Annotated in this window: 18 protein-coding genes; 4 read left to right on the forward strand and 14 right to left on the reverse strand. The window is 64.2% G+C overall.

Annotation, left to right across the window (positions count from 1 at the left end):
- Positions 1-10: 10 nt before the first annotated feature.
- The 8 genes from USDA257_RS07285 to USDA257_RS07320 all read right to left on the reverse strand — a co-directional run bounded on the left by USDA257_RS07285 (position 11) and on the right by USDA257_RS07320 (position 8143).
- Positions 11-943: a carbohydrate ABC transporter permease gene (locus USDA257_RS07285; RefSeq protein WP_014762265.1), complete on the reverse strand. Its 933-nt coding sequence runs from the start codon at positions 941-943 to the stop codon at positions 11-13.
- 99 nt (positions 944-1042) lie between these two features.
- Positions 1043-2359 (reverse strand): ABC transporter substrate-binding protein, encoded by a 1317-nt coding sequence (locus tag USDA257_RS07290; protein ID WP_014762266.1) that lies wholly within the window; start codon positions 2357-2359, stop codon positions 1043-1045.
- A gap of 148 nt (positions 2360-2507) precedes the next feature.
- Positions 2508-3575, reverse strand: coding sequence for an ABC transporter ATP-binding protein (locus tag USDA257_RS07295; protein WP_014762267.1), 1068 nt, complete (start codon positions 3573-3575; stop codon positions 2508-2510).
- Positions 3576-3643: 68 nt separating this feature from the next.
- Positions 3644-4420, reverse strand: coding sequence for an SDR family oxidoreductase (locus USDA257_RS07300; RefSeq protein WP_014762268.1), 777 nt, complete (start codon positions 4418-4420; stop codon positions 3644-3646).
- A 1-nt stretch (position 4421) separates the two neighbouring features.
- On the reverse strand, positions 4422-5405 hold the full coding sequence (denD, locus tag USDA257_RS07305; protein WP_014762269.1) for a D-erythronate dehydrogenase: 984 nt from the start codon (positions 5403-5405) through the stop codon (positions 4422-4424).
- A 35-nt stretch (positions 5406-5440) separates the two neighbouring features.
- Complete coding sequence (locus USDA257_RS07310; RefSeq protein WP_014762270.1) at positions 5441-6217, reverse strand: FadR/GntR family transcriptional regulator; 777 nt, start codon at positions 6215-6217, stop codon at positions 5441-5443.
- Between the two features lie 227 nt (positions 6218-6444).
- Positions 6445-7122, reverse strand: a complete 678-nt coding sequence (gene otnC / locus USDA257_RS07315) for a 3-oxo-tetronate 4-phosphate decarboxylase (protein WP_014762271.1) — start codon at positions 7120-7122, stop codon at positions 6445-6447.
- Positions 7123-7138: 16 nt separating this feature from the next.
- Entirely contained in the window at positions 7139-8143 is a 1005-nt protein-coding gene (locus USDA257_RS07320) for a LacI family DNA-binding transcriptional regulator (RefSeq protein WP_041415012.1), read from the reverse strand.
- 223 nt (positions 8144-8366) lie between these two features.
- On the opposite strand from USDA257_RS07320, the gene USDA257_RS07325 reads away from it, so the two are divergent.
- The 4 genes from USDA257_RS07325 (at position 8367) to otnK (ending at position 12757) form a co-directional block, all read left to right on the forward strand.
- Positions 8367-9683 carry an MFS transporter gene (locus tag USDA257_RS07325; protein ID WP_014762273.1) on the forward strand — a complete coding sequence of 439 codons (1317 nt, stop codon included), beginning with the start codon at positions 8367-8369 and terminating at the stop codon, positions 9681-9683.
- Between the two features lie 68 nt (positions 9684-9751).
- Positions 9752-10684: an L-threonate dehydrogenase gene (gene ltnD, locus USDA257_RS07330; RefSeq protein ID WP_014762274.1), complete on the forward strand. Its 933-nt coding sequence runs from the start codon at positions 9752-9754 to the stop codon at positions 10682-10684.
- A gap of 12 nt (positions 10685-10696) precedes the next feature.
- A complete protein-coding gene (otnI, locus tag USDA257_RS07335) occupies positions 10697-11473 on the forward strand; it encodes a 2-oxo-tetronate isomerase (protein WP_014762275.1) in 777 nt (258 codons plus the stop codon).
- A gap of 3 nt (positions 11474-11476) precedes the next feature.
- Positions 11477-12757 (forward strand): 3-oxo-tetronate kinase, encoded by a 1281-nt coding sequence (gene otnK, locus USDA257_RS07340; RefSeq protein WP_014762276.1) that lies wholly within the window; start codon positions 11477-11479, stop codon positions 12755-12757.
- Between the two features lie 18 nt (positions 12758-12775).
- Here otnK and USDA257_RS07345 read toward each other — a convergent pair whose 3' ends face one another.
- From USDA257_RS07345 to gcl, 6 genes are all read right to left on the reverse strand, one after another.
- Positions 12776-13720 carry a DUF930 domain-containing protein gene (locus tag USDA257_RS07345; RefSeq protein WP_014762277.1) on the reverse strand — a complete coding sequence of 315 codons (945 nt, stop codon included), beginning with the start codon at positions 13718-13720 and terminating at the stop codon, positions 12776-12778.
- A gap of 80 nt (positions 13721-13800) precedes the next feature.
- A complete protein-coding gene (locus USDA257_RS07350) occupies positions 13801-14292 on the reverse strand; it encodes an ureidoglycolate lyase (protein WP_014762278.1) in 492 nt (163 codons plus the stop codon).
- 40 nt (positions 14293-14332) lie between these two features.
- A complete protein-coding gene (locus USDA257_RS07355; protein WP_014762279.1) occupies positions 14333-15601 on the reverse strand; it encodes a glycerate kinase type-2 family protein in 1269 nt (422 codons plus the stop codon).
- Between the two features lie 223 nt (positions 15602-15824).
- Positions 15825-16709, reverse strand: a complete 885-nt coding sequence (locus USDA257_RS07360; RefSeq protein WP_014762280.1) for a 2-hydroxy-3-oxopropionate reductase — start codon at positions 16707-16709, stop codon at positions 15825-15827.
- 5 nt (positions 16710-16714) lie between these two features.
- On the reverse strand, positions 16715-17530 hold the full coding sequence (hyi, locus tag USDA257_RS07365; RefSeq protein ID WP_014762281.1) for a hydroxypyruvate isomerase: 816 nt from the start codon (positions 17528-17530) through the stop codon (positions 16715-16717).
- Between the two features lie 27 nt (positions 17531-17557).
- Complete coding sequence (gene gcl / locus USDA257_RS07370; protein ID WP_014762282.1) at positions 17558-19342, reverse strand: glyoxylate carboligase; 1785 nt, start codon at positions 19340-19342, stop codon at positions 17558-17560.
- Between the last annotated feature and the right edge of the window lie 3 nt (positions 19343-19345).

Raw genomic sequence — 19345 nt, forward strand, 5'->3', positions numbered from 1 at the left:
CCTCCCGATCTCAATCCTGGCCGCCCTGCTGCCATTTGCGGCGCTGCAGGCCGAAGAAGCTGAACATGATGGCGGCGAGCAGGAAGGGCACCATGGCGACGGCGATCGCCGCCCCTTCGCCGAGCTGGCCGCCCGGAATGCCGCGCTGGAAGGAAAGCGTCGCCATCAAATGGGTGGCGTTGACCGGCCCGCCCTTGGTCAGCACGTAGATGAGCTGGAAATCGGTGAAGGTGAAGAGCACCGAGAAGGTCATCACGACGGCAATGATCGGCGTCAGCATCGGCAGGGTGACGTAGCGGAAGCGCTGCCAGCTGGTGGCGCCGTCGAGCGAGGCCGCCTCCTGCAGCGACGCCGGGATCGTCTGCAGCCCGGCAAGCAGCGAGATCGCCACGAAGGGAATGCCGCGCCAGACATTGGCGGCAATCACCGAGGCACGCGCGTTGGTCGGGTCACCGAGGAAATTGATCGGTCCGTCGATAAGGCCGAGTTGCATCAGCGACCAGGATATGATCGAGAATTGGGAGTCGTAGATCCACCAGAAGGCGAGCGCCGAAAGCACCGTCGGCACCACCCAGGGAAGAAGGACGATGGCGCGGAAGAAGGATTTGAACGGCAGGTTTTCGTTGAGCAGCAGCGCCAGCCACAGGCCGAGCGCGAACTTGAGGATCGACGCCACGAAAGTATAGAGCAGCGTATTGAAGACCGAGAGCCAGAAGACCGAATCCCGTGCCAGGAACGCGTAGTTCTCTAGGCCGATGAAGATGCCATCGCGGCCGATGCGGGTGTCGGTGAAGCCGAGCCAGACGCCGAGCCCCAGCGGATAGGTGAGGAAGCAGATGAGAAAGACGGCGGCCGGCAGCATGAACAGCAGGCCGAGCACATTGTTGTTCTGCATCAGCGAAGCCATGGCAGATGGCGGCTTTCCGGACGACGTGATGGACATCGAATTTCTCCGGCCAGGAAATGGGTTCAGAAGCAGAGCCGGCGGCCTCGCCGCCGGCGTCATCGGTGGTCGCGGCGGCCGACAGGCCGCCACGAGGGATCAGACGCGATAGTAGCGGTTCGCCCGTCGTTCGGCCTCGACAACGGCGTCCTCAGGCGTCATTTGGCCGGTCACTGCGGCTGCGAACATGTCGACCAGGACGTAATCCGCCATAACGCCTGCCGAGGCATAGCCGAGCGGACCGGCATAGCCATTCGGCCGAAGGGTCTCGGAGGCCTTGGCATAGGGCGCATGGATCGGGTCGGAGGTCCAGACCGGGTTGTTGGCGAACGCCTTCAGCGGCTGGCAGCAGTAGGCACTCGAACCCTGGATCCAGGCATTCATCTGGTCGGCCTCCATCATGAACTTGATGTAGGCCTTGGCCGCTTCCGGATATTGGCTGTGGCTGAAGAGCAGGATCGAGCTCGTCTGGTGCAGTTCGACGCTCTGGCCGACCGGGCCGATCGGGAAGTTGGTGGTGCGGATGTCCGCCGCCAGCTCGGCGAGCGCCGCGTCCTTCTTGGCAGCATAGTAGAGCGAGACGCCGTTCGCCGTCAGCGATACCTGGCCGGCGAGGAAGGCGCGGTTGTTGTTGATGTCGAGCCAGCTTTCCGTGCCCGGAATGAAGGTCTCGTAGAGCTGCTTGGCGTAGTTGATCGCCGCCAGCGTCTCGGGGCTGTTGATGGTGACCTTGCCGCCTTCGTCGACCATCTTGCCGCCGTGGCTCCAGAGCAGCCAGTGGGCGTAGTTGTTGCCGTCGCCGACCGCCTTGCCGTGCGGGAAGCCGGCCGGCGTGCCCTTAGCCTTCATCGCCTTGCAGAGCTCGAGGAAGCCTGCCGTGTCCTTGGGGAATTCACTGAAGCCCGCCGCTTTCATATGACTGTCGCGGTAGCAGACGGCGTTGCCGATCGCCGTCAGCGGCATGGCGATGAACTTATCGTCGCGAGTCGCATAGCCCTTCACGCCGTCGTACCAGCCGCCATATTTGTTGCCGAGGTAATTGGCGAGTTCGGTGACGTCGACGAGCTTGTCCGGATATTGATGCGCATCGTCGAACCAGCACATCACCATATCCGGGCCGGAGCCGACATTCGCGGCGACGGCCGCCTTCGGGCGAATGTCTTCCCAGCTTTCCTTGTCGATGCGGACCTCGACGCCGGTTGACTCGGTGAACTTCTTGGTGTTGGCAAGCCAGGCGTCCTCGTCGCCCTTGACGAAGGGCGTCCACCTCAGAAGCCTGAGGCTTGCGCCTTCTTCCGGCTTGTAGCTCGGCTCGGCGGCTTGCGCGAAGGATGGGCGGATCCCGAGCGGCGAAAGCCCCGTTATACCGGCAATCGCCGCGGAACCTGCGAGAAAGTCACGTCTCTTTATCGGCATTTGGTACTCCTCCTTGAAACAGCGGGAGCATTTCTTCCGCCATTCGCCGTCCCGCTTGGCGAATGCGGCGACCCCGATGCCTGGCATTGCCTGGCATCACCCGCGCGGCATCGAGGAAGGCTCCTCCCCTTCCCCGTCCGCTCGGGCATCAGTCGATTAGTCGCCGCCCGGTTTCGGCGTCGAACAGGTGAACATGGGCGCCATCGATCGCCAGGCGGATCGTTTCGCCGGGCTTGGCAGTCACCCGCTCACGAAACACACAGGTCACCTCGTGGCCGCCGAGCCTGGCGATCATCTGAGTTTCGTAGCCGGTCGGCTCGATCACCACGACCTCGGCCGGAAGACCGTTCGGGTCGAGCGACATGTATTCGGGCCTGAGGCCATAAACGAGATCGCGGCCGCGGGCGGCCGCAGCAGGCCGGGCGACGGGAAGCGCCGTGCCGTCGGCGGTCATGAAGGCCGTCGGGTCTTCGGAGTGAAGCCGGCCGCGAATCATGTTCATTGCCGGCGAACCGATGAAGCCGGCGACGAAGAGATTGGCCGGATGGTCGTAGAGCTCGAGCGGTGCGCCGATCTGCTCGACGATGCCGTCATGCATGACGACGATCTTGTCGGCCATGGTCATCGCCTCGATCTGGTCATGGGTGACATAGACCGTCGTCGTCTTCAGCCGCTGGTGCAATTCCTTGATCTCGGCGCGCATGGCGACGCGCAGCTTCGCGTCGAGGTTCGAGAGCGGTTCATCGAACAGGAACACCTGCGGATCGCGCACGATCGCCCGGCCCATGGCGACGCGCTGACGCTGGCCGCCGGAAAGCTGACGCGGAAAGCGGTCGAGCAACTTCGAGAGGCCTAGAATATCCGCCGCCACGCCGACCCGCTTGTCGATCTCGGCCTTCGGCCTGCTTGCCAGCATCAGCGAGAAGGCCATGTTGTCGGCGACCGTCATATGCGGATAGAGCGCGTAGTTCTGGAACACCATGGCGATGTCGCGATCTTTCGGCGGCAGCCGGTTGACGACGCGGTCGCCGATGCGGATTTCACCGGCAGTGATGTTCTCGAGACCCGCCAGCATTCGCAGCAAGGTCGATTTTCCGCAGCCGGACGGACCGACGAGAATGACGAACTCGCCGTCCTCGATTTCGATGTTCACGCCCTTGATGATGGGAATAGCCCCGAAGGATTTCCGGACATCGACAAAATCCACGCCTGCCATTCGCGTTCCTCCCAAAACTCAATCCTGCTCTGCCTCCATCCCTCAGTGGACGGGCAAAGGCTTTGATCCTATCCGCGACCGACCAGCGGCATCTTCGTTGCCATCACCGTCATCGTCAGCACGTTCGCCGTGAGTGGCAGGCTCGCCATGTAGACGACGGCGTCGGCGACATGCTCGACCGGAATGGTCGGCTCCGCCGCGATCTCACCATTGGCCTGCAGCACGCCGCTGCTCATCCTCTGCGTCATGTCGGTTGCGGCATTGCCGATATCGATTTGCCCGCAGGCAATGTCGAACGGCCGCCCGTCGAGCGCCGTCGACTTGGTAAGCCCGGTGATCGCGTGCTTGGTCGCGGTGTAGGGTGCCGAGTTGGGCCGGGGCGTCGTCGCCGAAATCGAGCCGTTGTTGATGATCCGGCCGCCGCGCGGGTCCTGCGTCTTCATCAAACGGAACGCCTGCTGGGTGCAGAGAAAGGCGCCGGTCAGGTTCGCCGCAACAATTCCGCTCCACTGCTCGAACGTCACCTCTTCGAGCGGCACCGGCGGCACGGTCGAACCGGCATTGTTGACAAGCAGGTCGAGCCGCCCGAACTCTGCCCGGACCGCATCGAAAAGCGCTGCAACCTGGCCGGGATCGCCAACATCGCAGGCGATCGCCCGGACAATGCCGCCGGTTTGCGCGGCGATTTCCGCCACCGCGCGCTGCAACACATCCGCACGACGCCCGGTGATGACGAGGAGGTAGCCCTCGGCGCTCAGTCCCGTGGCGATGCCGCGCCCGACGCCGGAACCTCCGCCTGTCACCAGCGCGATCTTTCCCTCGCCCGATCTCTTGCCCTGCGTCATGTCAGATCTTCCCTCCGAGTTCGTCCTCGATATGGATCCGGATGATCTCGTCGAAGCTGCTTTCGGCCGTAAAGCCCAGTTCGCGCGCACGGCGCGCATCGAAATTCGTCGGCCAGCCGGCGACGATCGCGCCGATGACCGGGTCCGGCTCACGGCGGATGAGGCTCGCGGCCTTTGGGCCGGCAATGCGCTTCAGCGCCTCGATCTCCTCCCCGACCAGCGCGGACAATCCCGGCATGGTCAGGTTGCGCCGCGGGCCGATCCGGCCTGTATCCATTCGCGCCGCGTGGACGAAGAAGCCGACGGCCGAGCGCGGGCTTGCGAACCAGTGGCGAACGTTTTCGTCGACCGGTAGAATAGCCTCCTGCCCGGCAAGCGGCTCGCGCAGGATGTTGGAGAAGAAGCCGGACGCCGCCTTGTTCGGCTTGCCCGGCCGGATGCAGATGGTCGGCAGGCGGATGCCAATGCCGTCGAAAAAGGCGCGCCGCGAATAATCGGCAAGCAGCAATTCGCAGATCGCCTTCTGGGTGCCATAGCTCGTCAGCGGCGTCGTGAAGAACTCGTCACCGATCTTTTCCGGAAACGGCTGTCCGAAGACGGCAATCGAGGAGGCGAAAACGAGACGCGGGCAATAGCGCTCGCGTTGACCCTCGCGGCGGATGGCCTCGAAGAGCGACCGCGTCCCGTCGAGATTGACGCGATAGCCCTTGTCGAAATCCGCCTCCGCCTCGCCCGAAACAATTGCCGCGAGGTGAAAGATGACGTCCGGCCGCGTCGCGACCAGCTGCTCGGCGCTGCGCTCCGATGAGAGATCGAGCGCCAGCGCCGTCGAGATTGCGGAAAACGCCGCAGGAACCGGCGGTTCGATCACATCCACCAGCGTCAGCCGCGCGATCTCGTAGCCGAGGGTGCCCGGCTCGGATGCCAGTTTGTCGACGAGTTTCCGGCCGATCATGCCGGCCGCACCTATGATCATGACATGCATTCGCGGCGAACCTCCTCCGTTCGGCCACACCCGGATCACTCCGGGTTGCGCGTGCTTTTGTGCTTCTGTTTCCTGCCGTTCGCGTCGACGAGCAATTCCTTCGTCGTCTGATAGATGCGCATCAGGTGTTGGTGAAAGGCTGCGACGACCGCCTCGCGGTCGTGCCGCCGCAGCGCCTCGACGATTTCGCTGTGATCCTTGTAACTGGCCTCGATCGCCCCGGGGCGCGACATGGCGCTGCGCCGGTAGTCCATCATGTAAGTATACAGGTCCGTGACGAAGTCCGAGAGCAGCGGATTGCCGCAGGCCCGGTAGATCGCCACGTGGAATTCGCGGTCGCAGATGAGGAAACGCATCGCGTCGTCGCCGCCGAGCCTCTGAGCGTCGAGTAGGCTTTCGAGCTTCTTCAGCGCTTCCTCGTCGATGTTTTCGGCAGCGTCACCGACCACCTTCAGCTCCAGGTGCAGCCGAGCGGCATGGACGTCCTCGAGATCATAGCTGTCGATGGCGTTCGGCGAAGCGATAGTCACCGTCACGTCGCTGAGATCGACATCGGCAACGCGGCTTCGGCTTCCTTGCGACACCTCGATGATGCCGCGCGCCGCAAGCGTCTGAATTGCACCGCGCACCGTCTCGCGGCTGACATGGAGGACGTTGGCGAGCTCCCGTTCGCCCGGCAGTTCATCGCCGGGTCTCAGCATGTTCGTCGCCACCAGCACCATCAGCTTGTCGGCAATCACCTCACGCGCCGTACGGCGGTCGAGGCTGCGCCCCACCTTCGGCATCTGCGTGAGTATCGGACTGCCAGTCATCGGCGCCACTCCTTCACTGATCCACTGGTTGGTCCAGCAGATCAGTAATACGAATAGAGGCCGTCATCGAGCCTCCGGTCAAGGCCAGTTCGTCGCCGCACTGCACCAAAAATGCACGCATTTCTCGTGCGGCGCACCAGGAGCTGCCCGCGGTGGCCGCGAAGGAACGGCGCCTCAACCGGCTGTTTCAGTGATTTAGAGGACTTGTCGGCCGCGGCTATCGGGCCTCAACCGTGGTCATGGCCATCATGGTCGTGATGGGAGGGCAGATCGAGACCGAAGGTGTTGACGAGATCGGCCACCTGATCCGGGCTGAGGTAACGCGGGTTGAGGTTGCGCAGAAGCAGATAGAGCTTCGCCGTTTCCTCCAGTTCCTCCGTGGCGAAGACCGCCGCTTCGAGGCTGTCTCCCGCCACCACCGGCCCATGATTGGCAAGGAGCACGGAAGAATATTTGCCGGCGAGCCCGCGGATCGCGTCGGCGACTGCCGGGTCGCCGGGGCGGTAGTAGGGTACCAGCGCCGTCTCGCCGGCGCGCATGAGATAATAGGGCGTCATCGGCGGCAGCGCTGCGCGCGGATCGATCTCCGGCAGCATGGTGAGCGCAACCGCGTGGGTCGAATGGAGATGGACGATGGCACGGGCGCTGCCGCGTGACTCATAAAGGGCCGTGTGCAGCGGTATCTCTTTCGTCGGTTTGTCGCCTGAGACGAGCCGCCCCTCGGCATCGAGCCGCGCGATGCGGGCCGGGTCGAGAAAGCCGAGCGATGCGTTGGTGGGGGTTACCAACCAGCCGCCGTCGTCGAGCCTGAGCGAGATGTTGCCGGAGGAGCCCGGCGTCAGCCCTCGCTCGAACAGCGATCGTCCGTAACGGCAGATTTCCTCGCGCAGTCGGCTCTCGGACATTGCAGATCCTTTCAATTCAGGCGGTTGCGCCTTCGACCAGTTCGAAGCCGAGATCGACCACCTGGGGCGGCGCGTTGGTGACGACGAGTTCCGCCGCCAATTGCCCCGTCGCAACGCGAGGGGTGCGAATGGTCGACAACGGCTGCGGCGTCACCCGGCCGATATCGAGGCCGTTGTAGCCGAAGATCGCCAGTTGCGAGGGAATCGAAATCCCGCGCGCCAGGCAGTGAAAGTAGCCGCCGATCGCCATATCGTCGTTGGAAAAGTAGACCGCATCGAGATCGACATATCTGGCGAGCAGCCGCTCCAGGCCCAGCCGTCCGCTTTCCACCGACGACGCGCCGGAGCAAATCTCGCGATCAACAAGCGGAGAACCGGCAGCGGCGAGCGTTTCGCAGAAGGCGGCAAAGCGCTTGCCGGCGCGGGTATCGCGATCGAGGTCGTGCCCGACATAGCCGATCCGGCGATAGCCGCGCTTCAGCAGGAACTCGGCACTGGCGCGCCCGGCCGCGCGATTGGAAAAGCCGACGGCCAGATCGACCGCCGTGCCATCGACATCGAGCACTTCGACGACCCGGGAGCCGCTGGCGCGCAGCATCTTCAGCGTGCCTTCGGTGTGTTCGAAGCCAGCGAGCATGACCGCCGTCGGCCGCCAGGCGAGCATCGCGGCGACAAGCGCCTCCTCGCGCTGTGGATCGTAATCGGTGACGGAAAAGACGGCCTGATGCCTGTTCTTCTCCAAAACGCCGCTAGCGCCGCGCAGCACGTCGGGGAAGACGATATTGGAGAGCGAAGGGATCACGAAGGCGACAAGGCGCGAACCGGCGGAAGCGAGCGTCCCCGCGATCCGGTTCGGCACATAGCCGAGCCGCTCGACGGCCTCCATCACCCGCTCCCTGGCCTTGCGCGAAAACGACCCCTCGTTTCTGAGCACGCGCGATACCGTGCTCTCGCCGACACCGGCGGCTTCGGCGACCTCCGCAAGCGTGACCGCGCTCTGCTGCTTGAAATCGAAATCCACGTTAGACCTGACTCTCTGACGGCGGTCGGCCCACCGCAACGTTCCCCGGCGCCAGCGCATCGCCGTCGAATCCAGATACTCCATTTTTTTTGGCAGCGCTACCAATTTTGGCTTGGCAGCGCTGCCGAAGATCGTTACAGGAGAGTGGCAGCGCTGCCATTTATGCCGCACCGTCGGAGCAATTTGCGAGGAGCCCCGGCGAAAATTTCTGGAGGAGGAAATCATGACCCTGGAAACCCCGGCGCCAATCGATGGCGTCTATTCGGACCGGTCGGCGGAGGATCGCGCCTATAGCAAGGTGTTTTGGAGAATTATCCCGTTCCTGATGCTGTGCTACGTGATCGCCTATCTTGATCGCGTCAATGTCGGTTTCGCCAAACTGCAGATGTCGAGCGAGCTTGGCCTTTCGGATGCGGCCTACGGCATCGGTGCCGGTATTTTCTTCATCGGCTATTTTCTGTTCGAGGTGCCAAGCAACGTCATCCTCAACAAGGTCGGGGCCCGGGTGTGGATCGCCCGCATCATGATCACCTGGGGCGTCATCTCCGCCGCTTTCATGTTCACCAGCTCGGAAACCGTCTTCTACATCCTGCGCTTCCTGCTGGGTGTCGCCGAGGCAGGGTTCTTCCCCGGAATCATCCTTTATCTGACGACCTGGTATCCGGCGCATCGGCGCGCCAAGATCATCACCACCTTCATGTCGGCGATCCCGATCTCGTCCATATTAGGCAATCCGCTTTCCGGCCTGCTGATGGACAGTTTCCACGGAACGCATGGCCTTTCCGGCTGGCAGTGGATGTTCCTGATCGAAGCGGTTCCTGCGATCCTTTTCGGTGTGGCCACCTTCTTCTACCTTGACGACACCATTGGGCACGCAAAGTGGCTGACAAGGGAGGAAAAGAAGCTGCTGGCCGCCAATATTGACGCCGAGAACCGGACCAAATCGTCGAGCCCGCACAGCATCACCGGAACCCTGACCGACCCGCGCGTCTGGCGCATGTGCCTCATCTATTTCTGCTTCGTACTCGGACAATACGGCCTGAATTTCTGGATGCCGACACTCGTGAAGGCGACCGGGGTGACCGGGAACCTGAATATCGGCCTGATTTCCGCAATCCCCTATATTTGCACCTTCGTCGCCATGCTGGCGCTCGGGCGCTCCTCGGACCGGTTCCGCGAACGGCGTTGGCACCTCGTCGTCCCGGCTGTCATCGCCGCCGGCGGCTTTATCGCGGCGACCATGGCAACGAGCACCACGCTGGCGATCGTCTGCCTGTCGCTTGCTGCCGCCGGCGCCATTAGTTGCGCACCGCTCTTCTGGTCGCTGCCGACGGCTTTTCTTGCCGGGACAGGTGCCGCGGCCGGCATCGCCTGGATCAACTCGGTCGGAAATCTCGCCGGTTTCCTCGGGCCATTCCTGGTCGGCTATCTCAAGGACTTCACCGGCAACACCAGCGCGGGCATGTATCTCCTCGCCGCGGCTCTCGTCATCGGTTCGCTGGCGGTGCTGGCGGTTCCCGCAAGGACCGTGAACCGGTAAGCTTCCAAATCGGCGCCGCCGGATCCGGCGGCGCTCCCTTTGCCCCATAAGAGCTGGAGAATCTCCGCATGTCATCGCACGCTGAAAGTCCGGGACGCGCCGTCGCAGCGGCTGTGATCGGTCTCGGTTCCATGGGCTTCGGAATGGCCCAGTCCATGAAACGCGCCGGCCTCGACGTCGTCGGCTACGACATCACTCCGGCAGCCGTCGATCGCTTCGCCGCAGAAGGCGGTCGTGGCGCGGAGACCCCCGCCGGAGCGGTTCAAGATGCCGACGTCGTCGTTTCCGTCGTGGTCAATGCCGCGCAGACCGAAACGATCCTGTTCGGGCCGGGCGGTGTCGCGGCGGCCATGAAGCCCGGCGCCGTCTTCGTCTCGTCGGCTACCATGGATCCGGCAATTGCACGCCGCCTCTGCGAGCAGGTCGAGACCCTCGGCCTCCACTATCTCGACGCGCCGATCTCCGGCGGAGCCGCGCGGGCCGCTAAGGGCGAACTGACGATCATGGCGTCGGGCTCGGCCAAGGCCTTCGCCGCCGCCCGTCCGGCGCTCGACGCGATGGCCGCCAAGGTCTACGAACTTGGCGACGCCGCCGGAACCGGTGCGGCCTTCAAGATGATCAACCAGCTTCTTGCTGGCGTCCACATCGCCGCCGCCTGCGAAGCGATCACCTTCGCTGCCAAGCAGGGGCTCGATCTCGACAAGGTCTACGAGGTGATCACCGCCTCGGCCGGCAATTCCTGGATGTTCGAGAATCGCGTCCCGCATGTGCTCGCCGGCGACTACACGCCGCTCAGCGCCATCGAGATCTTCGTCAAGGATCTCGGCATCGTCCAGGACATGGCGCGGGCCGAGCGCTATCCTGTGCCGCTGGTCGCGGCCGCCCTGCAGATGTATCTCGCCGCTTCGGGTTCCGGCATGGGGCGCGACGACGATTCTTCGCTCGCGCGGCTCTACGCCCAGCTTTCCGGCGCCGAGTTGCCCGGCACAAACAAGGCGTAAAGGACGCTTCCCATGCCAGTTTTCGCCGCCAATCTGACAATGATGTTCAACGAGTGGTCGTTCCTCGACCGCTTCGACGCCGCCGCGGAAGCGGGTTTCACGGCCGTCGAATATCTCTTCCCCTATGAGGCGCCGCCGGAGGCTATCGCCGAACGGCTCGCGCGCAACAAGCTGCAGCAGGCGCTTTTCAACCTGCCGCCGGGCGACTGGTCGGCGGGCGAGCGCGGCATTGCCGCCCTTCCCGGCCGCTTCGATGCATTGAAAGCCGATGTCGAGCGCGCACTCGATTATGCGGCCGCAACCGGTGTGAAGCGCCTGCATCTGATGGCGGGTCTGGCCGATTCCTCCGATCCCGAGGCGGCAAACTGCTACCGGCGCGCCGTCACCTACACCGCCGGGCGCCTCGCCGAGAAGGAGATCGACCTCCTGATCGAGCCGATCAACGGCCGCAACATGCCTGGCTATTTCCTCAATGACTTCGGCACCGCCGAGCGTCTGATCGCCGAACTGGGGCTTGCCAACCTGAAGCTCCAGTTCGACATCTACCATCGCCAGATCATCCATGGCGACGTCACGATGGCGCTCCGCCACCTCATGCCGATTACCGGCCATATCCAGTTCGCCAGCGTGCCTTCGCGGCAGGAGCCGGATGGCGAAGAGCTGAGCTTTTCCTATCTCTTCGCCGAGATCGACCGCCTCGGCTACGCCGGTTTCGTCGGCTGCGAATATTCGCCGCGCGGCCGCACGCTCGACGGTCTTGTCTGGTTCAAACCCTTTCTCCGGAGCTGACCCATGACAATCCTGCTCGGATCGATCGCCGACGACTACACAGGCGCCTCCGACCTTGCCAATACGCTGACGAAAAACGGCCTGCGGACCGTGCAGACGGTCGGCATTCCCGACCCGTCGCTCGCCTTGCCTGAGGTCGACGCGGTGGTCGTTTCGCTGAAGATCCGCTCGATAGCCGCCGATGAAGCCGTCGCTGCTGCAAGCAAGGCGGATCGATGGTTGCGCGATCGCGGTGCCGCCCACGTGCTCTACAAGATCTGCTCGACCTTCGATTCCACCGATCAAGGCAATATCGGCCCGGTGACAGAAGCGCTGAGCCGAGCCGCCGGCGGCGGCATCGTGCTCGTCACTCCGGCCTTTCCGGAAACCGGGCGGACGGTCTATCTCGGCCACCTTTTCGTCAACGGCCAGCCGCTCAACGAAAGCCCGCTCAAGGATCACCCGCTCAATCCGATGCACGACGCCAATCTGGTGCGGGTCATGGCCCGGCAGTCGCAGGGAAGCGTCGGCCTCATCGACCTGCCGACCGTCACAGCCGGACCCGCTGCGGTCAAGGCGCGGCTCGATGCCTTGCGCGGCGAGGGCATGACCGCGGCAATCGCCGATGCGACCTCAGAACGCGACCTTGAAACGCTCGGCGCGGTGGCGCTGCGGACGCCGGTGTCAACCGGCGCGTCCGGCCTCGGCCTCGGCCTCGCGCGCGCAATCGCGCGCTCCGGTCGCGCCTCTTCAGCAGGCGCCGCCACGTCGAACGCGGTTCGACCCGTCGGAGGGCTTGCTGCGATCGTCGCCGGCAGCTGCTCGGCGGCAACGCTCCGGCAGCTCGACGTGGCCGAAGCGGCTATGCCGGTGCTGAGGCTCGACACCGAGAAGTTGCTCAAGGGATCCAACGAGATTTCCGCGGCGATTGCCTGGGCCGGAGAGCGGGTCTTGAAGGGCCCGGTTGCCATTGCCGCTAGCGCCTCGCCCGATGTGGTGTCACGTCTGCAATCGCAATACGGGCGGGAGGCGTCCGGTCACGCCATCGAGACCGCGACCGCGACGATTGCCAGCGAACTGGTGGCGCGCGGCGTCAAGCGCCTCGTCGTCGCCGGCGGCGAGACCTCAGGTGCTACGGTCGACAGGCTCGCCATCCCCGCCTTCCTGATCGGCCCCGAGATCGCCCCCGGCGTGCCGGTCCTTCGTACTGTCGGCAACGCCCAGGGCGACATGCTGCTGGCGCTCAAATCCGGCAATTTCGGCGGCGAGGATTTTTTCGCCGCGGCGCTGGCAATGATGCACTGAGGTCCGAAATCTTCGCGCTCACTCTGTCGGCAGCTGGCGCGCGCTCCATTCGCTTTTCGGAATGGCCTTGCCGAGGGCAAAGCTGAAGGAGACGACCGACCTCGTCTCCGAATTGACCTCGCATTTGAAGTCGATCGCGTACCATTTCGACCGGCTGCGGAAGGCGCCACCGCTGGCGGTGAGGCCGGAAGCCGAAACCAACCCGCCGACGGGGCCGAACGGAACAAGCATGTCCGGAAAGGCATCGGGCCTCTGGCGGCGCACCTGTTCGAGCGCCTCGATGGTGCAAAGCTGCACGACGCGCCTCTTCGGCGGCAGCCTGCCGATCGCCTGCTTGACGCGCGGGTCGGACAGGGCATCTTGCGAATAGAGTTCCTTCGCTTCAACGAGGTCGTCCGACTGAAGCTCGGAGGCGGCCTCCGCCAATTTTTGCCCCACATCCGCCTTCGCTTCCTCCGTCACTGGCTTCTCCCGGGGGACGGGCAGGCTTTGCGGCGCCGGTCCGGCATCCTCCGCCTTGTTCACTGCGTCCTCGGCGTCGACGCGCAACTCCGCTAATGCCGTCTTCGTTTCCGACGGCTTGCCGGCGCTCTCCGTCCTGGCGGCGGGACTCGCTTGCGCAGGTTTTTGTTCCTGCTTCTCGGCCCTCGGCGCCGCGGGCGGCAATTGCGGCTGCGGGGGCTTCTCCTTGTCAACCTCAGCCGAAGCGGATTCGAAGACCTGCGGCTGTGAGCCGGACTGTTCCTTGCTCACCTCCTTCGGCTTTTGCAGAGGCTTTTCCTCCGGCTTTTCCTCGCGCTTCGGCGGTGGAACGAGCTCTACATTGATGCTCTCGTCCTTTGCCGGCGGGGAATGCTCGGGCAGCCTCACCAGCAGCAGGAAGGCCAGCGCGAGATGCAGGGCGACCGAGGTCGGTACACCCCACCCGGTTTCGCCCCACATTTTCCTGGCCGACTGCAGCATTGCTCAATAGATCACGGACTCGATGGCCCGAAACTAAGAGCTTGATGGTCTCGCAACAAGTGTGGAGGCGATCATGACGGTCAGGCATATTCGACCCGGTAGGGCGTATCGAAGAAGTGTTCCTCCAGATTGCAACCTTCACCGCCGCGATCGACGACAACGAAATCGGATACTCCGTGCAGCGGCGTCAGAATGCCGTGCCAGACGTTGCGGGCGATATTGACGCCCTGGCCAGGCGCGGTCTCGAAGGCGATCGGCTCGCCCGGCCTGCCGCCCTCATCCGGAGCGACGACCACAAGGAAAGAGTTTTCCGTCAACGGCACGAAGGCCTGGCTGCCGAGCGGATGGCGCTCCACCATCTTGAGCGGCAGCGGAATTTCATAGGGCTCGCCGCGCAGCAGGCTGATCAGGGCGCGCGCCTGCGGACCGGTCGTCTCGACCGTTGCGAGATCGTGGTAGCGGATGCATTTGCCGGCGTTGATGGCGAAGCTTTTTGCCTCGTCGGGTTCGATCACATCGCCGAACGGGGCGAATTCGACCCGCGACAGGGGCCGGATCGGCAGGGATTTCATCGCGTTTCCTTCCGTCTGTTGTCGTTTGTCCCGGTTGCGCTCATTGGATCAGCATCGCCCGGAAGTCGTTGACGTTGGTGCCGGTCGGCCCTGGCTTGAAGATGTCGCCGAGCGCATCGAAGGCCGACCAGCTGTCGTTGCGCTGGAGCAGCGCCGCCGCGTCGATCCGCTGCCTGAGGAGCCGGGTGATCGTCGTGTCGTCGGCGAACGCGCCGGCATTGTCTTCCGAGCCGTCGATTCCGTCGGTGTCGGCCGCCAGCGCCGAAATCCCGCCGACGCCGTCAATGCCGAGGGCGAGCGACAACAGGAACTCGCTATTGCGGCCGCCTCTGCCGGCACCGTTTACCGTCACAGTGGTTTCGCCGCCCGAAAGCACGACGACCGGCTTCCTGAATGGACGGCTGCGGGTTGCCACCTCGCGCGCGATGGCGGCATGGACCAGCCCGACATCGCGTGCCTCGCCCTCGATCGAATCCGAAAGAATGATCGCTTCGACCCCGCCCGCCCGTGCCTTGGCCGCGGCAGCCTCCAGCGAGACGCCGGCCGACGCGATCAGCCGAACTTGATTTCGGGCAATACGTGGATCGTCGGGCCTCGGCGCATCCGCCGCCTCGCTCGCTAGCCACGTCAGCACACCTTCTGGCAGTGCCAGGCGATAGCGCTCGACGACCTTCAAGGCGTCCGCGCGCGTACTGTCGTCGGCGAGCGTCGGACCGGAGGCCACCAGCGCCGGATCGTTGCCCGGAATGTCGGAAACGACGAGCGACACGACCCGCGCCGGATAGGCTGCGGCGGCCAGCCGCCCGCCCTTGATGGTCGAGACGTGCTTGCGCACGGCATTCATCGCCCGGATCGGCGCACCGGACGCAAGCAGCGCGCGGTTGACGGCGATCTCGTCGTCGAGCGACAGCCCCGCCGGCGGCAACGGGAGCAGCGCCGAACCGCCGCCGCAGATCAGCGCCACGACAAGGTCGTCCTCTGTCAGGCCACTGACCTCGGCGAGCAGACGCTTCGAGGCCTGTAGTCCACTTTCGTCCGGCAAGGGATGAGAGGCTTCGAGCACTTCGATATGCCGGCAGGGAACGCCGAAGCCGTAACGCGTCACCACGGCGCCGCTGAGCGGCCCCGGCCACAGCGCCTCGAAGGCCTGCGCCATCTGCGCTGCACCCTTGCCGGCGCCGATGACGACGGTGCGGCCTTTCGGCCGCTCCGGCAGATTGGCGGCAAGGACGCGCGCCGGATTGGCGGCAGCAACCGCACAGGTGAACAAAGACTGCAGGAATTGACGCGGATCGGCGATGGCGACCATTTTTCCTCCCGTTCGCAAAAGCCCGGGCGGCGGCTCCTCCTTCCGTCGCCCGGGTGCATGATTGCCGTAGTGGATGGGGACGCCCGCCCGGCGGATCATGCGCGTCTAGATCACGATGATCTTGGGTCGAAACGACCCAAGATCATAAACGGTGATCGATTCCAAAGATCAGAGCGGGATGCGGGCGGAAAGCCGCACACACTTTTCCTCGTCCCGCGCAGCTTCAGGCGACCTCGTGGTTCGCCATCCGCTCGAGCGCCCGGACCAGACCGGAATGGTCGAGCCCGCCGTCGCCATTGGCGGCGCAGTTGTTGAAGAGTTCCTGGGTCGCCGCGGTGTTCGGCAGCGAGATGCCTAGGCTTTTCGCTCCCTGCAGCGCCAGGTTCAGATCCTTCTGGTGCAGCGAGATGCGGAAGCCCGGCTCGAAGGTCCGCTTGATCATCCGCTCGCCATGCACCTCGAGTATTCGCGAGGAAGCAAAGCCGCCCATCAGCGCCTCGCGAACGCGCGCCGGGTCTGCTCCCGCCTTCGAGGCGAAGACCAGCGCTTCGGAAACCGCCTCGATCGTCAGCGCGACGATGATCTGGTTGGCAACTTTGGTGACCTGGCCGTCGCCGCAATCGCCGACGAGCGTGATGTTCTTGCCCATCAGCTTGAAGAGCGGCAGGGCGCGTTCGAAGGATTCCTCCGTGCCGCCCGCCATGATGCTGAGCGTGGCATTCTTGGCACCGACCTCGCCGCCCGAGACCGGCGCATCGATATATTCCGCCCCCGTTTCGCGGATCTTCCTGGCAAATTCCTTCGTCTCGATCGGCGAGATCGAGCTCATGTCGATGACGAGCTTGCCCTTGCCGAGACCGTGGGAGACGCCGTTCTCGCCGAAGAGAACGTCCTTCACTTCCGGCGTGTCCGGCAGCATCAGGATGATCGTGTCGACGGTCTCGGCGAGCGCTTTCGGCGTCTCGACGAACCTGAGACCATGTTCAAGGAGCTCCTGGCGCGGCGCGATGGCGAATTTCGAGGTGATGATGGTGTGGTCGGCATCCTGCAGGTGGCGCGCCATCGGCGTGCCCATGATACCCAGTCCGATGAAACCGATAGTTGCCATTGTCCTTAGCTCCTGATCTTGATGATGTCTGCGGATTGCCGGCGCTTATGTTCAGTGCCGAGCCAGCCGAGCCCTTCCGCGGTGGTCGTGCGCGGCTTGTATTCGCAGCCGATCCAGCCCTGGTAGCCGGCGGCCTCCAGCGCGTCGAAGACGAAGGGATAGTTGATCTCGCCGGTGCCCGGCTCGTTGCGGCCGGGATTGTCGGCAAGCTGGACGTGGGCGATCCGCTCCGCATGGCGCTTGTAGGTGCCGATGAGTTCGCCCTCGGTGCGCTGCTGGTGATAGAGATCGTATTGGATGAACAGGTTGTCGCTGCCCACCTCCTCGATGATCGCGGCCGCCTCACCGACGGTGTTGAGATAGAAGCCCGGAATGTCGAAGCGGTTGATCGGCTCGATCAACAGGCGGATGCCGTGCTTGCCGAGCTCAGCAGCCGCGAGCTTCAGATTGGCGACAAGCGTCGTGCGCAGTGCGCTCTCCGGCACGCCGTCGGGTGCGATGCCGACGAGGCAGTTGACCTGTTTGCAGTCAAGCGCCGTCGCATAGTCGATGGCGCTCGCGACACCCCGGCGGAATTCGTCGATCCGATCCGGCAGGATGGCGATGCCGCGTTCACCCTTCGCCCAGTCGCCGGCGGGAAGATTATGAAGAACCTGAGTGAGACCGTGGCGCTCGAGGGCGGCACGCAGGGCCATCTTCTCGAACTCGTAGGGAAAGAGATATTCCACCCCTTCGAAACCGGCCTTCGCGGCGAGCGAAAAGCGATAAAGGAACGGCGCCTCGTTGAACAGCATGGTCAGGTTTGCTGCAAATCTCGGCATGCGGTTACTCCTCCGTTGGAAAATCATTCAGTCGAGCAGGGCGGCGATTGCGGTCGGCGCGTCCTCGCCGCGCGCGGCAAGCTCCTCGAACTCGACGACGGCGTTGATGTCGGCGCCCATGGCGATGTTGGTGACCCGCTCGAGGATGAATTCGAGGACGACCGGCACCTGATGTTCCTCCATCAGAGCCTGCGCCCGTTCGAAGGCATCGGCGAACTCATTGGGGCTGCGGACCCGGATAGCCTTGCAGCCGAGGCCCTCCGCGACGGCGACGTGATCGACGCCGTAACTCTTTTCCGCGTCGCCGCTCGCATTGATGTTGTCGAAGGCGAGGCTCACCTCGAAATCCATGTCGAAGCCGCGCTGGGCCTGGCGGATCAGGCCGAGGTAGGAATTGTTGACGACGACATGCAGGTAAGGGAGCTTGTGCTGCGCCCCGACGGCGAGTTCCTCGATCAGGAACTGGAAGTCGTAATCGCCGGAAAGCGCGACAATCGGCCGGTTGGGATCGGCAGCGCGTACGCCGAGCGCTGCCGGCAGGGTCCAGCCGAGCGGACCGGCCTGGCCGCAATTGATCCAGTTGCGCGGCCTGTAGACGTGAAGGAACTGCGCGCCGGCGATCTGGCTGAGGCCGATGGTCGAAACGAAGCAGGTGTCGCGGCCGAAGGCCCTGTTCATCTCCTCGTAGACGCGCTGCGGTTTGAGCGGCGTCTGGTCGAAGTGGGTCTTGCGCAGCATGGTGCGCTTGCGCTCGCGGCATTCCTCCGCCCAGGCCGACCAATCGCGCAGCTTCCCGGCGGTCTTCCATTCGGTCGCGACGTCGAGGAAGAGCTTGAGTGCGGCCCCCGCATCCGAGACGATGCCGAAATCCGGCGCGAAGACGCGGCCGATCTGCGTCGGCTCGATATCGACATGGATGAACTTGCGCCCCTCCGTATAGGTCGGGACGTTACCGGTGTGGCGGTTGGCCCAACGGTTGCCGATGCCGAAGACGAAGTCGGAAGCAAGCAGCGTCGCATTGCCGTAGCGGTGCGAGGTCTGCAGGCCGCACATGCCAGCCATCAGCGGGTGGTCGTCGGGGATAGTTCCCCAGCCCATCAGGGTCGGGATGACCGGGACGCCGGTGATCTCGGCGAACTCGGTGAGCAGGTCCGACGCGTCCGCATTGATGATACCGCCGCCGGCAACGATCAGCGGCCGTTCCGCCGCGTTCAGCATGGCGATCGCCTTTTCGGCCTGGGCTCGGCTCGCGGCGGGCTTGTAGGGCGCGAGCGGCTCGTAGGTCTCCGGATCGAACTCGATCTCGGCCATTTGGACGTCGACCGGCAGATCGATGAGCACCGGCCCGGGCCGGCCCGAGCGCATCAGATGGAACGCCTTCTGGAAAACGAAAGGAACCAGCGCCGGCTCCATGACAGTGACCGCCCATTTCGTGACCGGCCCTGCGATCGCGGCGATGTCGATCGCCTGGAAATCCTCCTTGTCGAGGCGGGCGCGCGGCGCCTGGCCGGTGATGCAGAGGATCGGGATCGAGTCTGCCGAGGCCGAGTAGAGGCCGGTAATCATGTCGGTGCCGGCTGGCCCTGACGTGCCGATGCAGACGCCGATATTGCCGTGCTTCGCCCGGGTGTAACCCTCGGCCATGTGCGAGGCGCCTTCAACGTGGCGGGCAAGAATATGGCGGATCGAGCCGCGGGCTCTCACCGCCGAATAGAGCGGATTGATCGCCGCCCCCGGAACGCCGAAGGCGCAATCGATCCCCTCCTTTTCCAGAACATGAACCGCTGCATCGACAGCACGCATCTTGGCCATGAC

The sequence above is a fragment of the Sinorhizobium fredii USDA 257 genome, assembly GCF_000265205.3.
In the GTDB taxonomy this organism is placed as follows: domain Bacteria; phylum Pseudomonadota; class Alphaproteobacteria; order Rhizobiales; family Rhizobiaceae; genus Sinorhizobium; species Sinorhizobium fredii_B.

What these genes read in the sequence shown, in the direction of transcription:
- otnK (WP_014762276.1), top strand. Translation starts at nt 11,477, where the DNA reads ATGACAATCCTGCTCGGATCGATCGCCGACGACTACACAGGCGCCTCC.
- otnI (WP_014762275.1), top strand. Translation starts at nt 10,697, where the DNA reads ATGCCAGTTTTCGCCGCCAATCTGACAATGATGTTCAACGAGTGGTCG.
- otnC (WP_014762271.1), bottom strand. Translation starts at nt 7,122, where the DNA reads ATGTCCGAGAGCCGACTGCGCGAGGAAATCTGCCGTTACGGACGATCG.
- denD (WP_014762269.1), bottom strand. Translation starts at nt 5,405, where the DNA reads ATGCATGTCATGATCATAGGTGCGGCCGGCATGATCGGCCGGAAACTC.
- USDA257_RS07290 (WP_014762266.1), bottom strand. Translation starts at nt 2,359, where the DNA reads ATGCCGATAAAGAGACGTGACTTTCTCGCAGGTTCCGCGGCGATTGCC.
- USDA257_RS07310 (WP_014762270.1), bottom strand. Translation starts at nt 6,217, where the DNA reads ATGACTGGCAGTCCGATACTCACGCAGATGCCGAAGGTGGGGCGCAGC.
- hyi (WP_014762281.1), bottom strand. Translation starts at nt 17,530, where the DNA reads ATGCCGAGATTTGCAGCAAACCTGACCATGCTGTTCAACGAGGCGCCG.
- ltnD (WP_014762274.1), top strand. Translation starts at nt 9,752, where the DNA reads ATGTCATCGCACGCTGAAAGTCCGGGACGCGCCGTCGCAGCGGCTGTG.
- USDA257_RS07345 (WP_014762277.1), bottom strand. Translation starts at nt 13,720, where the DNA reads ATGCTGCAGTCGGCCAGGAAAATGTGGGGCGAAACCGGGTGGGGTGTA.
- USDA257_RS07350 (WP_014762278.1), bottom strand. Translation starts at nt 14,292, where the DNA reads ATGAAATCCCTGCCGATCCGGCCCCTGTCGCGGGTCGAATTCGCCCCG.
- USDA257_RS07325 (WP_014762273.1), top strand. Translation starts at nt 8,367, where the DNA reads ATGACCCTGGAAACCCCGGCGCCAATCGATGGCGTCTATTCGGACCGG.
- USDA257_RS07285 (WP_014762265.1), bottom strand. Translation starts at nt 943, where the DNA reads ATGTCCATCACGTCGTCCGGAAAGCCGCCATCTGCCATGGCTTCGCTG.
- USDA257_RS07355 (WP_014762279.1), bottom strand. Translation starts at nt 15,601, where the DNA reads ATGGTCGCCATCGCCGATCCGCGTCAATTCCTGCAGTCTTTGTTCACC.
- gcl (WP_014762282.1), bottom strand. Translation starts at nt 19,342, where the DNA reads ATGGCCAAGATGCGTGCTGTCGATGCAGCGGTTCATGTTCTGGAAAAG.
- USDA257_RS07295 (WP_014762267.1), bottom strand. Translation starts at nt 3,575, where the DNA reads ATGGCAGGCGTGGATTTTGTCGATGTCCGGAAATCCTTCGGGGCTATT.
- USDA257_RS07300 (WP_014762268.1), bottom strand. Translation starts at nt 4,420, where the DNA reads ATGACGCAGGGCAAGAGATCGGGCGAGGGAAAGATCGCGCTGGTGACA.
- USDA257_RS07360 (WP_014762280.1), bottom strand. Translation starts at nt 16,709, where the DNA reads ATGGCAACTATCGGTTTCATCGGACTGGGTATCATGGGCACGCCGATG.